The sequence below is a fragment of the Gilvimarinus sp. F26214L genome, assembly GCF_054401055.1.
The window spans coordinates 211,183-226,270 of record NZ_JBTIYG010000004.1; the positions used below are offsets into that span (position 1 = coordinate 211,183).

A 15,088-nucleotide genomic window follows, 5' to 3' on the forward strand; every position below is an offset into this window, starting at 1 on the left:
TTCCCTTCCCCGGCAACAACCGCAGCGGTCACCGCGCGCGATCCATCACCCCAATCAACAACAGGAAGGCCACATGACCAGCACTGAACTCCACGTCATTCCCGTACCCGCCTTTCGCGACAACTATCTGTGGGTTTTCCATCGCCCCGGCGACACGCGGGCCTATGTGGTGGATCCGGGCGATGCGCGGCCCGTGGAGGCCGCTTTGGCGGAGCATGGGCTCGATCTGGCCGGCATTCTCATCACCCACCACCATCCGGATCACACCGGCGGCATCGACCGGCTGCTGCAGGACCGCGACCTGCCGGTCTATGGTCCTTCCGGGGGCAGCGTGCCACAGGTCACCCGCCCCCTGGCGGAAGGGGACAGGGCGGAACTGCAGGAGGGGCTGGCCTTCCAGGTGATGGAGGTGCCGGGACACACTCTGGACCACATTGTTTATTTCTGCCCCACCACCGAGCCGCCCACCCTGTTCTGCGGCGACACCCTGTTTGCCGGGGGCTGCGGCCGCCTGTTCGAGGGTACGGCGGAACAGATGTACAACTCCCTGAGCAAACTTGCCGCCCTGCCCGACGCCACACGGGTGTATTGCGCCCATGAATACACACTGGCCAACCTGGCCTTTGCGGACGCGGTGGATGGCGGCAACGACGAATTGCAAAAACGCATTGCGGCGGAGCGCGCAAAACGGGAGCGCTCGGAGCCGACTGTACCTTCCACACTGGGTCTGGAAAAATCTACCAATCCATTTCTGCGCTGTGATACGGACGCAATCAGGCAGACCACCGAGGCGCATTTCGGTCGCACCCTGTCCGGAGGCCCGGAAGTACTGGGAGCTGTGCGGGAATGGAAGGACAGTTTCTGACGCTGTTAATCGCTTGCGGTGCAAGATCCTGTGATCACAGATGACCAACCTGAAGCTGGTCTGTAATTTGCTATTCCTCCCCTGCATCTACAACTTTGAAGAAGCCTGAGCATCGTTGCGGACGTTTTTTCCGTTCGATGCTCGCCGACGTCTCCCGACGTTGGTAAGGCCGTTCCTTTTTTGTTCTTTTTGTTGGCCATTGTCCGGCCATGCAGTGACCCCCGTCTATAATCAGGACAGTGGCGCCAACTCCATTTATTGACCCGGTGCAGGCGCGAACCTACAATCCGGAAGTTTTTTGCCAAAAGCCGGTGGACAACGCGACCTGTGAGTTGAAAACCTGCGAAATAGCGACCAAAACTATGCTGAGAAAAGCGGTAATTTTCTTGATCCTCAGTTTGCCACTCTACGGCTGCAGTCAGTTCAATTCTCTGGTCAATCGAGAGCCCATGGCTCTCATCGACGCGAATCCTCTGCCCGACACACGCGATGAAAGTGAATTCCTCGCGGGGCAGGACTTCGACCCCAATTGCGTCGTGGACCCTGAAACCTACGCTGCCTATCCAACGCCGGATTACGCGGATGTGTGGCAGCGACTGCGATCAGGGTTTCAGTTGCAATTCAGCGACAATGAGCGCATCACCAGTCACCGCCAGTGGTACGCCCGCAACCCGACCTACATGAAGCGCGTGTCCGAGCGGGCCACCCGCTACATGTATGCAATCGCCGAGAAGATTGAGCAGCGCGGGCTGCCCATGGAGCTTGCGCTGCTGCCGGTGGTGGAAAGTGCTTTCGATCCCTTTGCCTACTCCCACGGGCGCGCATCGGGTATGTGGCAGTTCATTCCATCGACGGGCCTGCACTACGGCCTCAAGCAGAATTGGTGGTATGACGGGCGCCGGGATATCGAAGCCTCCACGGACGCCGCCCTGGACTACCTGAGCACCCTGCACGGCTACTTCGATGGGGACTGGCTGCTGGCTCTGGCCGCCTACAACACGGGCCAGGGCAACCTGCGCAAGGCAATTCGGCGCAACAAGCGGGCCGGCAAGCCGACGGATTTCTGGTCCCTGAGGCTGCCGCGCGAGACGGAAGCCTACGTTCCCCAGTTGCTGGCCCTCTCACAACTGGTGGCGGAACCCGAGAAGTACAACATCACCTTGAACCACATCCCCAATGAGCCCTTTTACGACGTGGTGGATGTGGACTCGCAGATCGATCTGGCCAAGGCCGCGGAACTGGCCGATATGGAGATCGAGGACCTGTATCTTCTCAACCCCGCCTTCAACCGCTGGGCGACGGATCCGAGCGGCCCCCATCGTCTGCTCATACCGGTGGATCGCACAACCACATTTGTGGAAAACCTGAAGCAGTATCCGCTGGAGGAACGACTGGCCTGGCACACCTATGAGGTGCGCCCGGGTGACTCGCTGGCGGTGATTGCGCGACGCTTCAATACCACTGTGGACACCTTGCGCGACGTGAACCGCATCAACGGAAGCCTCATCCGACAGGGGCAGAGTCTGCTCATACCGACCGCCAGCAATGCCGCTGATTTTTACGCGCTGAGCGCCGAGCAGCGCCTGGCCAGCAAGCAGGAGCGCATCGGTGAGCGGGCCAAGGGCCAGAAGATCAGCTACACGGTCCGCCGCGGGGACAGTTTCTGGGAGATCGCCCGCCGCCATGGCGTCAGCGTCGGCAAGCTCGCCAGTTGGAATGGCATGGCCCCCAACGATCCGCTCAAGGTGGGACAGAACCTGGTGATATGGTCCACCGAGCCCACGGCGGTGAACCGCCAGGTGGCCCACCAGGATCGGCTGACCCGGGAGTTGGCCTACCGGGTGCGGCGCGGTGACTCACTGGCCCTGATCGCCAGCAAGTTCAACCTGTCCGTAAAGGATATCGCAGCTTGGAATTCCCTGGAGAAGCAGGATTACATCCACCCCGGTCAGCAGCTCAAGTTGATCGTGGACATTACCAACATCCACTAGCGTCGCTTCTGCCAGGCCGAACATGGATGTTCGGCCCCTCCCCTTTCCTCATTCCGGAAACTTTCGTTATTCCGGGAACGACTCCTCCAGCAGATTGAGCAGTGCATCCGGGCTGATCGGCTTGGTGAGGTGGTGATCGAATCCCGCCTTGCGGGTGCGGTCCCGGTCCTTGTCCTGTCCATAACCCGTTGCCGCTATCAGGACCCTTTGTTCCATGTTGAGCCGCTGTTGCAGCCGTGCGGCGACCTCATAGCCGTCCATCACCGGCATTCCGAGGTCCAGAATGATCACATCCGGCTGCTGTTCCACCGCCTTCGCAATCCCCGTTGCGCCGTCGTAAGCCGTGTGGACCTCATGCCCGTGGAGGGTGAGGAGCATGGCCAGGCTGTCCGCCGCGTCCTGGTTGTCGTCCACAATCAGAATACATCGGTGGCGGGTTTCAGCGCCGGGCGGCGAATCCCTGACCTCGTGTTTTGCCGGCTTCGCCGTCAATGGCAGGCGAACCAGAAACTCGCTTCCATGGTCGCGCCCTTCACTGCGGGCCTCCACCTGACCTCCGTGGAGCTCCACGATCTGGCGAACCAGCGCCAGCCCGATGCCGAGGCCATCGTCTGTGTAGTTCGTGTCCTCACCCCGGGCGAAGAGTTCGAAAACACAGGGCAGCAATTCCTCACTGATGCCGACTCCGTTGTCCTTTACCGAGATCAACCCCCAATCCTGCTCCCGGGTCACGGTCAGGCGTATCTCGTCACCTGCGCCTGAATACTTGGACGCATTGGTCAGCAGGTTGAGCACCACCTGCTCCATGCGAATGCTATCGGCATTCACCCACAGGGCCGATCCGGGCAATTCCAGAACAAGTGTTTGCTCCCGTTTGCGAACTTCCCCGCGGGCAAGTTCAGCCGCATGTCGCACCGGTGCAACAAGGTCAACAGTGTCGCGGTTCAGGGTCACCTGCCCGCTGTTGACCCGCGACACGTCCAGCAGGTCGTCCACCAGCCGGGTGAGTTGGGCCACTGGCCGTTCGAGCATGCTGGCGATTTCGCCGAGGACCTCGTTCTCGCCCACCTGCTTGCGTAGCAAAGGGACCGTATTGCGAATCGGGGCAAGCGGGTTGCGCAATTCATGACTGAGAATGGCGATAAACTCGTCCTTGCTTCGCCCGATACGCTCCAACTCGCGGGTTCGTTCCTTGAGCTCCCTCTCCAGCCGCTTGCGCTCGGAAATATCCGTGTGCACTTCGATCACAACATCGTGCCGACGATCGTCCGCCGGATGAATAATCCAGTGGGTCCACACATCGATAAGGCGGCCTTCGCGGCTCCTGTGTTGAACCTCGCCGATCCATTCGCCGTGTTCTCTCAAATGCGCTTCGATCTTTTCCCGCTCCATGGGGAAGCGGGTGTCCAGCAGTTGAAAGCTGAGCTTGCCCTTTGCCTCCTCGCGGCTGTAGCCGAAGGTTTTCGCGCTGCCGGCATTCCAGAAGATGACCTCTCCGTCCAGGGTGCGGGCAAACACGGTGGCATGATCCAGCAGCCGCGCCTGCTCTTCGATGGTTGCCTCAAGGTGCTGCTGTTCGGTCACGTCCTCGACACGATGAATGATGTAGGCGACTTCCCCCTGGGCATCCTGCACCGGAGTATTGAGCACCTTCCAGTAACGTTCCTCGAATCCGTCGCGCGGGTCCGGCTTTGGGATGTCGTACTTAGTCACTGGCATGGAATGAGGCTGGCGATGGGCCAACACCCACTCGAGCGAGGCGCGCAGATCATTCACGCCGCTGGAGTTCGGATCGTCCGGGTTGTCCGGGAAGGCATCAAAGACCCCCAGGCCAAGAATCCTGTCCCGGTGGGTCATGGTCGCCTGGAGGTAAGCGTCATTGACGGCAACAATGGACCAGTCCGGCAGGAGTACCAGATAGCAGGAAGGCGACGCCTCAAAGAGAGCCTGAAATAACTCTGGATCTGTTCCCATGATTCCACATCGGATCGGCGAGTCCCTTCGTTGCTGCGAAAGTGCCGCATCCATGCTGCAAGGGCGCCCGGCGCCCTTGATCAAACGGTCTGATAGCGCTTGCCGGAACGCTGGGAAGCGCCGGCCTCAGTCCGCGAGGCTCTTGCTGACCACCTCGAACACGTCCTTGGACAGGTCGGTCATGTCCCGCAACCGGGTGAGCTCCTTCTTCATCAGTTCCTGACGAGTCGAATCGTACTTGCGCCAGCGCGTGAGGGGAGTGAGCAGACGCGCGGCAATCTGGGGGTTCACCGAGTTGAGCACCCGCACCTGATCGCCCAGAAATCCATAGCCCGCGCCATCGGGCCGATGGAAGTTCACCAGGTTCTGATTGCAGAACACCCCGATCAGCGAACGCACCTTGTTGGGATTGGTGAGATGGAAGCTGGGGTGCTTCAACAATGAGGTGACGCGATCCAGAGCATCCGGCTTCTGACAGCTCGCCTGCACCGACAGCCACTGATCGACCGCCAGGGGCTCGTTCTGGAAGCGCTGGTAGAAATCCGCCAGCGCCTCTTCCGCCCGTTCGGGGGCCACCGGGTGGGCGCTGTTAACCACGGCCAACAGCGCCGCAAGCCGGTCCGTCATGTTGTTGGCATTGCGGTACTGTGCGAGGCAGCGGGCCAGCTCCGCTTCGTCGTCCAGCAGTGAGAGGTAGCCGAGGACCGCATTCTTCAGGCTGCGGCGGGCAATCTGTCCGGCACTGGGCTCGTAGGATTGCTCTACGTTCAACCGGTCATAGGTTGCCCTCAGTTCGTCCTGCAGACGCTCTGCAATCACCCGTCGCACCCGATCGCGACTCTGATGTATCGCGTCCACGTCCACCCGCTCCGAGATCTCGCTCAGATAGGCTTCGCTGGGCAGGCGCAGCATCAGGGCTACCATCGCCGGGTCGAGTGTGTCGTCCGCCAGCAGGGCCGCCAGGGCGTCGATCAAACGCTCGTCCACTGGTGCGGCACTCACGTCCGGGTAGTGTTTCATCAAGTCGCGGATCACTTGTGTGCCCAGCAGTTGGCTGGCGTCCCAGCGACAGAAGCCGTCGCTGTCGAGCTGCATCAGCCGCATCAAGTCATCCCGCGAGTAATCGTATTCGAGGCGCACAGGCGCGGAAAAACTGCGCAGCAAGGAGGGAACGGGTTTTTCCGTTACGTCGAGGAAGGTGAAAGTTTGCTCCTCTTCCCGCAGCTCCAGTACCTTTTCCGTTCCGGGAACAGCGGTCTCCCCTTGCAGCTCCACCGGCAGCTCCCCTTCGCTGCCCAGCAGGCCGACGGTCACGGGAATATGCAGCGGCAGTTTGGGCTGTTTGTCCGGGGTTTCCGGCAGGCATTGGCGGATGGTCAGGGAATAGGTCTGCTGGGCGGCGTCGTAATGGTCCGTGACCTTCAGCAGCGGCGTTCCGGCCTGAGTGTACCAGTACCGGAACTGACTCAGGTCGCGACCGGAGGCATCCTCCATGGCCTTGACGAATTCGTTGATGGTGACGGCCTGCCCGTCGTGGCGATCGAAGTAAAGATCGCTGCCTTTGCGGAACAGATCGGGGCCCAGCAGGTTGTGGATCATCCGCACCACTTCCGCGCCCTTCTCGTAAATGGTCAGGGTGTAGAAGTTCGAGATTTCGATGTAGGCGCTGGGCTGTACCGGGTGCGCCATGGGCCCCGCGTCCTCCGCAAATTGCGCGGTGCGCAGAATGCCTACATCCTCCACCCGCTTGACCGTGGGCGAGCCCATGTCGGCGGAAAACTCCGCGTCCCGGAAAACCGTGAAGCCTTCTTTGAGGCTGAGCTGAAACCAGTCACGACAGGTGACCCGGTTACCGGACCAGTTGTGGAAATATTCGTGGGCCACCACGCCCTCCACCCGCTGGAAGGCAGCATCGGTGGTGATGTCGGGCTTGGCCAGCACACAGGAGGTGTTGAAGATATTCAGCCCCTTGTTCTCCATGGCCCCCATGTTGAAGTCGTCGACGGCGACAATCATGAAGATGTCCAGGTCGTACTCGCGACCGTATACCTTCTCGTCCCAGCGCATGGCGTTCTTCAGAGAGCGCAGGGCGTGATCGCATTTGTCCAGATCCTTTTCTTCCACAAAGATCCTGATCTGCACATCGCGACCGGAGCGGGTGACGAACTTGTCCTCAACCACCGCCAGATCACCCGCTACCGCCGCAAACAGGTAGGCCGGTTTTTTGAACGGGTCATGCCAGGTCTGGTAGTGAAGCCCACCTTCCAGCTCTCCGCTGTCCACCGGGTTGCCGTTGGACAGGAGCACCGGATAGCGGGCCTTGTCCGCCACCAGAGTGGTCGTGAATTCGCTCATGACGTCGGGGCGATCCAGGTACCAGGTAATGTTGCGAAAGCCCTCCGCCTCGCACTGGGTGCAATACATGGTGCGGGATTTATACAGGCCCTCGAGGGTGGTGTTGTCCTGGGGCCGGATGCGCACCACTGTGCTCAGGGTGAACTCCTCCGGAACGTCCCGCACACGCAGATGCTCTTCGGTAATCTCATAGCTGCTCTTGGCCAGGGGTTCGCCATCGAGCGCGATGTGCTGCAACTCGAGGTTGCAGCCGTCCAGCACCAGTTCACTGCCCTCCTTCGAACCCGGGCCGTGCTTCGAATCCGGGTTGCGTCGCATGCTCAGGCTTGAGTGGACCGTGGTGAAATCGTCGCCCAGCTCGATGCGCAGTTCGGTGCGCTCGATCAGAAAGGCAGGAACCTGGTAATCCTCAAGCCGAATGGCCGCAGGAGTCGCGTCTTTCATTGGAGTACCTCGTCAATTTTTTTCGGAATGATCGGATCACGTCCAGCGCACTGGCGCTTGGGCATCCTCGTCGCCGTCGTCGTGACCGCAGGCGGTCTTGTCAGCCGCGTGGATGTAGCCGGTGCGCTCTTCCGGCGGCAGGTTCTTCACTTCATAGGCAATGATGGCCTGCATGGTGATCTCTTTCTGGTGTGGGCTCAGCACCTCGCCATTGGGCCACTTGCCCAGTTCAATGGCGGTCTTCAGGCGCTGGTAAACGTCCGGGTCCAGGTTTTGGCTCAGTTCTTCGAAATTCACGGGGTCCTCGCGTTGTTGTGGGGACGGGGCGGAGAGGCAGGGTCGGCGGATGGCACGGTGTCGTTCACCTCAAGTCCCACGGTTTTCTCTCTTCACGGATCATGTTCATCGGCGCCCCGCCGTCTTCCGTTCGCCAGTCCGGCCAGCAATCCCCAGGATATGCCCACCATCAGGCCGGTCACGTGGGCGGCGTTGGCGACGCGGCCTTCGATGAAGACGTCGAGCGCGCCGACGGTGCCCAGGAGCAGCATCAGCAGGAGCATGGGGATCAGCGCCTTGGGAAACACCAGCATCGGGTGGGGCGCAAGCAATTGCCGCAGCCAAATATAACCGATAAAGCCGTAGTTCACGCCGGACATGCCGCCAAAACGGGGGTTGCTCTCCCACATGAGCTGGCCCAGGTTGGCGATCGCGCCAGCCGCGAGAACAAACAGCAGGAAGCGGCCACTGCCCATCACCCGTTCGATACGCGCTCCAAACACCCACAGGAACAGGGCATTGAATGCAATGTGGATCAGGTCGAAGTGGAGGAACATGGGGGTCCACACCCGCCAGATTTCACTCCCATCGATGTCCCCCACCCGGGCAGCGCCGCGGTGCAGGCCGATGTCCACGATGGTGAACCAGTGACCGATCTGCAGGCGTGCGTCGGCGAACACCACCAGATAGCCCAGAACACTCAGGACAAGCAGAAGACTGGTGACCGGCAACAAACGGAGAATCAGTGCGGCCTGGTCACTCCAGCCGCTGCCCCGGGCCGCTGGCGCCGCCGCAGCGGCGGTATCGGCATCGGCATCGGCAAGTTCGCGAATTTCCACGTCGCCCCGCTGCCAGGCCTCGAGCAGATCCATGAGCCCCCGCCGATCCTCTTCTCGGGCCGCCCACACCACCTGCTCGGCCCCTTCTTCGGTGATCCGATGAGGAATGCGGCGCTCAGTGAGCGCCCGGCTGATGAGGGACAGGTCGAGCGCCTGGGGCAGACGCTCAACTTCCAGCCACTCCTGCCCGTAAACGTCGCGATATTTCGTCAAGACTTGACCTGTTTGGTGATATGACTCTGCCAGCCCAGCTTGGACCTGCAGGTTTCGTAGAAATTATGGTTGAGCGGATGAATCAGCTGTAACTTCCAGGGATGCTTATGGACATGAATCTCGTCACCGGGTTCACTCACCACATGGTTGTGGCCATCACAGGTAATGTGCGGAAAGGCGGTGTTGTGCTCCCCCACCACCAACTTGATCTCGCTGCTGCCGTCCACCACGATAGAACGGCTGCTCAGTGTGTGGGGATTCATGGGAACCAGAACAATGGCGTCCATCCGCGGGTGGACCAGCGGGCCACCGGCGCTGAGGGCGTAGGCAGTGGAGCCCGTCGGGGTGGAGATGATCAGCCCGTCGGACCGCTGGGTGTAGACGAACTGGTCATCAATGTAGAGCTCGAATTCGATCATCCGGATGAACTGGCCGGGATGCATGACCACGTCATTGAGGGCCTCACCGCCGCCGATGGTTTTGCCGTCGCGGATCGCCGCCATGCCCAGCATGAAGCGGGTCTCCATCAGGTACTTGCCTTCCAGCACCTCCCCCACCCGGCGCTCGATCTCATCGGGAGTGATGTCCGTGAGAAAGCCCAGCCGCCCCTGGTTCACCCCCAGCAGGGGCACGTTGTAACGGGCCAGAGCCCCCGCGGCGCCCAGCATGCTGCCGTCGCCGCCCACCACCATCACCAGATCGCACTGGCGGCCCAGTTCTTCACGGTCGACGACTTCCTGGGTGTTCCCCGGAAGGACGGTGGCGGTGCGCTCTTCGAGGAGGAGCTTCACCTGGCGGGACTCCAGATAGCGGATCAGGCGACGCAGGCTGTATACGGCCTGTTCACTGTCCAGACGGCCGATAATGCCGATGGAGTTGAATTCTGCCATGGACGCTGGCTCCGCTTGAGAAAAGGGGGAGCATTATAGCGTTTGGGCGGGGTGTGGCGTCCAATGGAAGGAATGCCTGGCCTCACGACTCCCGGACAACCATCCCGTCCTTCAGTAAGAAGCTTGCATTATCCAGCGACAGATTCACGCCCTGGGCGGGGCGCAGGCCCTTGAGGCCGGCGTCCAGGGCGACGGCCTTGTAGCCGGCGCGGGTCAGCAGGTGGGCGGCGGCCCGGCTGCGCCGGCCGGTGTCGCAGTAGATCACATACTGGACGTCCTTGCTCAACAGGCGGGTTTTGATACGCAGCAGATTGAGCGGGAGGTTGATGGCGCGGTCCAGATGCTCGGCCTCGTACTCCTCCTCGGTGCGCACGTCGATGCTGATGGCGCCCTCGTCCAGCAGAGCGCGCACTTCGTGGGCATCGGCCAGTTGAACCCGCGGTTCCTTGAGGAGCTTGAGAAAATCCCGCTTGGAAATGTACATCAGAACCCCATCGGTTTTCATGATGACCGAGGCGTTGCGCACGGTTTCATTGACCAGCGCGTCCTCGCCAAAACAGCGGCCGGGGCCGATCTCGGCGATGGGCACCGGAGGGGTCATGCCATCGGGCGACTGGCGGACCTCGGCCTCGCCGGTCTTGATGAAGTAGCAGTTGTCACCGATCTCGCCCTGGCGCAGAACGGCCTCGCCAGCCTCCACAACCAACGTGTTCAGGCGGTCAAAGATGATCTGGGCGTTGATCGGGGGCACCTTGTGGAAGAGGTTCGACTTGAGGATGGTCATCATCCATTCCGCGTCCTCGTCCAGATCCCGCTGATAGGCGATATCCAGCAGCATGTATTCAGCTACCTGGCTCCAGGTGAGCATCTTGTCCAGGTATTCCGAATCCACCCGCAGGACGCCACAGTCGGTCAGTGCCACCGCCCGACACGGCCGCGGCTGCTCATGGGCCAGTGCCTTGAGGGTATCACTGCCGCTCACAATGGTGCGGGATCCATGGGAGTCCACAAGTTCCAGGTCTCCGTGCAAAAGGTAGATGTGCTGGCGATCGTAGCTGCCCGCTTCAAACAGGGGCTGGCCGCGAAAAACGAGCTCCACCGAGCTGTTGCGAATCAGTTCCGCCAGGTGGCTCTCGGTAACGGATTTCAAGGGGCTGAGGGTCTGGGCCAGCCGCAGATCCACGCTGAGTTCCTGATCGCTGCGCGAGGCCGCCAACATGGCCTTGTCACCGAGGATTTCGCGGCGTTCGCGTCCGTCATAGGCGTCGTTGACGCCCAATCGGCTGTAACTTGCTCTCAGTGCCGAGTCCGTCATGATTACTTCTGTCCGCTTCTTGCGCATCGCCCCAAATGCCCTGCCAATCAGTTCCGGTGCCCCGAGAAGACGGGGTTGCCCGGAATGTGACGCAAAATGTCAGTGTGTCGCCCATTTTGGTTAATCGCGGCGGCGGCCCATAATCGCCGCCGCCCGCCCCTTGGGCATTTCGCCCGTTTTTGTTGTTGCCCCAAGCTGTATCTCAGCAAAAATAGCAGATTTGGTGCCAGCTTCGGCATCTCCTGTTCCCCGGTTCTCTCTGCTGTGAGGATCATCCACAGACGCCATTCGCCGGCGCCCCGCGTGGGAAGGGAACTCGCTCAGAAATCAAACCGCCGCATTCTTGCCAAAGGTCGCATACGCCCGGGCGGGCGCACTTCGGTGGCGTTCACAGCGGTCGTGCTCGCCGGCGTGGAACTGGCCGGGTGACGGTACCCGGTCAATCGTCTCCGCGCAGACTTCACCACCGTCCTTGATGGCCCGGCATTTGGGCTGCCGGTAGTGGTCCAGCCAGTCCTTGTACTGATGGGTGCTGACACCGCATTTGGCCGCCGCGTAGCCGGTGGGATCTTCCAGGTAGGCCGCCATGTCCGCCAGCGGCACCGTCAGGTGCCCCGCTCCGGGATGGTAGGCCACGAAGTTTACGCCTGCTTGCTCCAGCTTCTCCAGCAACTGCCCGTTGCTGTTGTTCAGCAGGTGCTGGTTTTCCTCACGGAGCCGGCGAATCTCCCGCTCCAGGCTGGCCTCCTGCTCCCCGCGATACATGAGCTCAACTTCGCGGAGTTGGAGCTTTTCCTTGATCTCCAGGGTGGCCGCCGCCACCTTGGCCTGAACCTCGGTCTCGAAGTTTTCCCGCATGGTGCGCAACTGGGTACTTTCGTCCAGGTGGGCGGATTTGAGCTTGTGCTCGAAGTACTCTCGCAGGCCCTCGATCTTTTTGGCCTGCCCTTCGATTGTTTCTTTCAGCTCCTTGTTGCGACGACGCTGCAGTTCCAGCTCCTGCTGGCGCTTGTCCAGTTGCTGGCGGTACTCCTGGAGGCGTTGCTGGTGATTGAGTTGAAGTTGCTGGACTTCCTGCTGCCGTTTGCTGTTGAGGGTGAGAATGCGCAGCCGCTGTTCCTTGAGCAGGCCGGCCATGTGGTCCCGGAACTCTTGCTCGAACTTGCGGCGCAGCTGTTGCGAAAGTCGCGCTTCGATCTCCCGGGTATCTGCTTTTGAAGGCGCCGCAGATTTCTCCGGTTTCGCCAGCGTTGGCGGTTCTTCGGTTTCGGCCGGAGCCTGGACCCGCAGGTTGAGGCGATTGGCCTTGATGGCTTTCTTCAGCAGGATGAAGTCGTTGTTGCCCGGCGTCATGTCCGGATCCCAGAGATTCTGCTGATGCCAGGCAATGGAACACTGGCTGCGGCAGGCCAGACGAATGGGACCACCCCCCAGATCCGGGCCCCGGCCAGAGTTGTCGGCAAACTGTTCAATGGGCACGTTCCAGCGCTTGTCTGCCTGACCGTCGGAATCGAAGCTGATGCGGAAGAAGACCGCGGCAATGATCTGGAGCTTTCCGTTCACTCGCAGGTAAACGGCCTGGGCACTGCGGCCGGCCAGATCGGGAATGGGGACAACGCCATCCAGAACGGCTTCAAATTCCGAGTACAGCATCTCGCGGTTGACGCGATTGTGCTCGACAAAGAGCACCGCCTCGGAATATTCAGCGTCGGATTTGAACATGAAAGCGCCCCCGGACCCTGCACCTGCGGGCCCCCTTGATCATTCTATAGGGTTATTATTGACCACTGACGCGCCAGCCACCGTGATCCGGTCGCCAGTTTGTGCGTCCGGTCTCACTCGACGCTGGCACATCTGCACAGCAGTGAACCGGAGCCACTCGACGAAAGACTGAGTCGGAGAATTTGGGGACAGCGAGAGGAAGAATCTCCCGCCGGAGCCCGGAGGGCCGGCGAGGATGGGGGAAGGTATTGCCGGGATCGAATTGTGCGGCGCCCGGCCAAGTGATCAGACTTCGATCCACTCGTCGAGGGTCTCGTCGTCCTCGTAGTCGTAATCCTGTGCGTCCAGTACTTCTTCAATGTAATCCTGCATGAACTTCTCCTTTGAATTTGTTTTCCCGTTATCCGCCGCTCCACGTCCGGGCAGCGGGAATGAATGAAGCTCGACATAGTTTGGCCCCGGGTGAGACCTTTCGAAGACGCCATAGCCGACGGCAAGGAGCCTATCCGCCACGGCAAAGCTGCCGGCCCAAGAGCCGCACCTCCTTGTGGCCTCCCCGCATCATCCTGAAGCGAGGGTTTCGAAAGATCTCACCCGGGGCCAAACCCGGGGCGAGGTCATACCGACAGCCACAGAAGTGCAAGCCCTATGCCATCCATTTGGCACAGGCGCAGCTTGACCGTCTTTCATGACAACCGGATGAAAGCACCCGCCGGATGCCGCAGGTTCGGCAAGCGCGAAAGCTCAGGAATCCGCGGGCTCACGGGGCAGTTCGATGTGAAACGTTGAGCCGTTGCCTGGGGTACTTTCCACCCAGAGCCGGCCACCGTGTGCTTCGATGATACGGCGACTGGCGGAAAGGCCCAGGCCGATACCGGGGATTGTGCCCTTGGTTATGGCAGTCCGGTAAAAAGGTTTGAAAATTTTCTCAATGTCCTCACTGGGGATGCCCACCCCCTGATCACTGATAACCACCCTGACTGCTTCCTCGTCGCCGGCAGCGGCGACGCGCACGGAGCCCCCGGTGGGCGAATATTTGATGGCGTTGGAGAGCAGGTTGTTGAGCACCTGGCTGACCCGGCCCAGGTCGCAGCGGCAAAAAAGTGGCTCGTCGGGAAGCTCCAGGACGAAGGTGTGTGCTTGGGACGTCCCTTGATGCAGATCCACCACATCCTTCAGCAGCGGACACAGATCTTCGCGGGCCAACTGCAAGTCCATCTGGCCCGCCTCGATTCGGCTCGATTCCAGCAGGTCCTGGACCAGCTTGTCCAGATGCTTCACCTGCCGCAGCACGAGGCTGGGGAGTTCCCGATCCTCCTCAGTGCTTTTGTGAACCAGAAGTTCCGAGACCAGGGATATGGAATGCAGGGGATTGCGCAGGTCATGAGCGATAGAAGCAATAAACTGCACTTGCTCCTGGCGCCGTTCCTCCAGCCGATCCGCCATATGGTTGAAACTGCGCCCAATCTCGCGGATCTCATACAGACCACTGATGGGCGAGCGGGCGGCGCTGTCACCGGTCGCGTAGCGCCGAACCGTCGAACTCAACCGGGCGAGCGGGCGTGCTGCATACACGGTAACGCCATAAATCACCCCCAGCAGAATCAGCCCGGTCACACCCAGCAGCCCCACGGCAACCTGATCGGTGAGGCGGTTCCGGTCCTCGATCTGAGCCATGAGCTCACCCAGCTGGCTGCGATTGAGGTCAATGAGCTGTTCAACGACGACTATCGTTTCGTCCACGCGAGCGCTGATCTGACTGTATTTCTCCAATGGAGGAATGTCAGCGGTACGCAGTTGTTCCTGTTCCGCGAAGTAACTGGCCATCTGCTGGCCCAGCGCATCCAGGATGTCCACTTCTTCTTTCGTGGCGTTCAAAAGACGCAACGTTTCCAGTCGCTGAACAATCTGATTGCGCTGAACCTGAAGCGAAACAAGCCGCTCGGGGTCCTGCATCAGGGAATAAAGGAAGGCGTCGCGATTATCGGCGAGCAACCGGGATTTGAAGGTCTCCGCGAGGCGAATACTTTCTCCGGCGGTGACAAGCTCTCCCGCGCTTTTGTCGAGAAGGTTGGCTGTCTGAATCAGAGATGCTGAGAGAGCGACAAAAAGGCCGAGCAACAGCAGGAGCACCACCGCTACTGAAGTTCGTAATCTCATGGATACATCTCTGCCGCCGGTTGCCGATCAGATTGATACCCTAT

11 protein-coding genes are annotated in these 15,088 nt (G+C 60.6%); 2 read left to right on the forward strand and 9 right to left on the reverse strand.

Annotated elements, in window-relative coordinates; genetic code table 11:
* Window positions 1–73 precede the first annotated feature (73 nt).
* Window positions 74–865 (forward strand): hydroxyacylglutathione hydrolase, encoded by a 792-nt coding sequence (gene gloB / locus ACURWW_RS06425; protein WP_445615840.1) that lies wholly within the window; start codon window positions 74–76, stop codon window positions 863–865.
* Window positions 866–1,227: 362 nt separating this feature from the next.
* Complete coding sequence (locus ACURWW_RS06430; RefSeq protein ID WP_445615839.1) at window positions 1,228–2,856, forward strand: LysM peptidoglycan-binding domain-containing protein; 1,629 nt, start codon at window positions 1,228–1,230, stop codon at window positions 2,854–2,856.
* A 66-nt stretch (window positions 2,857–2,922) separates the two neighbouring features.
* Here ACURWW_RS06430 and ACURWW_RS06435 read toward each other — a convergent pair whose 3' ends face one another.
* The 9 genes from ACURWW_RS06435 to ACURWW_RS06475 form a co-directional block, all read right to left on the reverse strand.
* Window positions 2,923–4,830: a hybrid sensor histidine kinase/response regulator gene (locus ACURWW_RS06435; RefSeq protein WP_445615837.1), complete on the reverse strand. Its 1,908-nt coding sequence runs from the start codon at window positions 4,828–4,830 to the stop codon at window positions 2,923–2,925.
* A gap of 126 nt (window positions 4,831–4,956) precedes the next feature.
* A complete protein-coding gene (pepN, locus tag ACURWW_RS06440; protein WP_445615836.1) occupies window positions 4,957–7,629 on the reverse strand; it encodes an aminopeptidase N in 2,673 nt (890 codons plus the stop codon).
* Between the two features lie 36 nt (window positions 7,630–7,665).
* The gene (locus ACURWW_RS06445) at window positions 7,666–7,926 is read right to left on the reverse strand and encodes a YeaC family protein (protein ID WP_445615835.1); all 261 of its coding nucleotides are present in this window, start codon (window positions 7,924–7,926) and stop codon (window positions 7,666–7,668) included.
* Window positions 7,927–8,018: 92 nt separating this feature from the next.
* The gene (locus ACURWW_RS06450; RefSeq protein WP_445615834.1) at window positions 8,019–8,957 is read right to left on the reverse strand and encodes a rhomboid family intramembrane serine protease; all 939 of its coding nucleotides are present in this window, start codon (window positions 8,955–8,957) and stop codon (window positions 8,019–8,021) included.
* Window positions 8,954–9,847, reverse strand: a complete 894-nt coding sequence (locus ACURWW_RS06455) for an NAD(+) kinase (RefSeq protein ID WP_445615833.1) — start codon at window positions 9,845–9,847, stop codon at window positions 8,954–8,956. The genes ACURWW_RS06450 and ACURWW_RS06455 overlap by 4 nt, the downstream gene beginning before the upstream one ends.
* Window positions 9,848–9,929: 82 nt before the next feature.
* Window positions 9,930–11,162 (reverse strand): cyclic nucleotide-binding domain-containing protein, encoded by a 1,233-nt coding sequence (locus ACURWW_RS06460; RefSeq protein ID WP_445615831.1) that lies wholly within the window; start codon window positions 11,160–11,162, stop codon window positions 9,930–9,932.
* Between the two features lie 327 nt (window positions 11,163–11,489).
* Window positions 11,490–12,884, reverse strand: a complete 1,395-nt coding sequence (locus ACURWW_RS06465; protein ID WP_445615830.1) for a sodium:proton antiporter — start codon at window positions 12,882–12,884, stop codon at window positions 11,490–11,492.
* A gap of 285 nt (window positions 12,885–13,169) precedes the next feature.
* Complete coding sequence (locus ACURWW_RS06470) at window positions 13,170–13,397, reverse strand: hypothetical protein (RefSeq protein WP_445615828.1); 228 nt, start codon at window positions 13,395–13,397, stop codon at window positions 13,170–13,172.
* A 231-nt stretch (window positions 13,398–13,628) separates the two neighbouring features.
* Window positions 13,629–15,044 (reverse strand): ATP-binding protein, encoded by a 1,416-nt coding sequence (locus ACURWW_RS06475; protein ID WP_445615827.1) that lies wholly within the window; start codon window positions 15,042–15,044, stop codon window positions 13,629–13,631.
* Window positions 15,045–15,088: the final 44 nt, after the last annotated feature.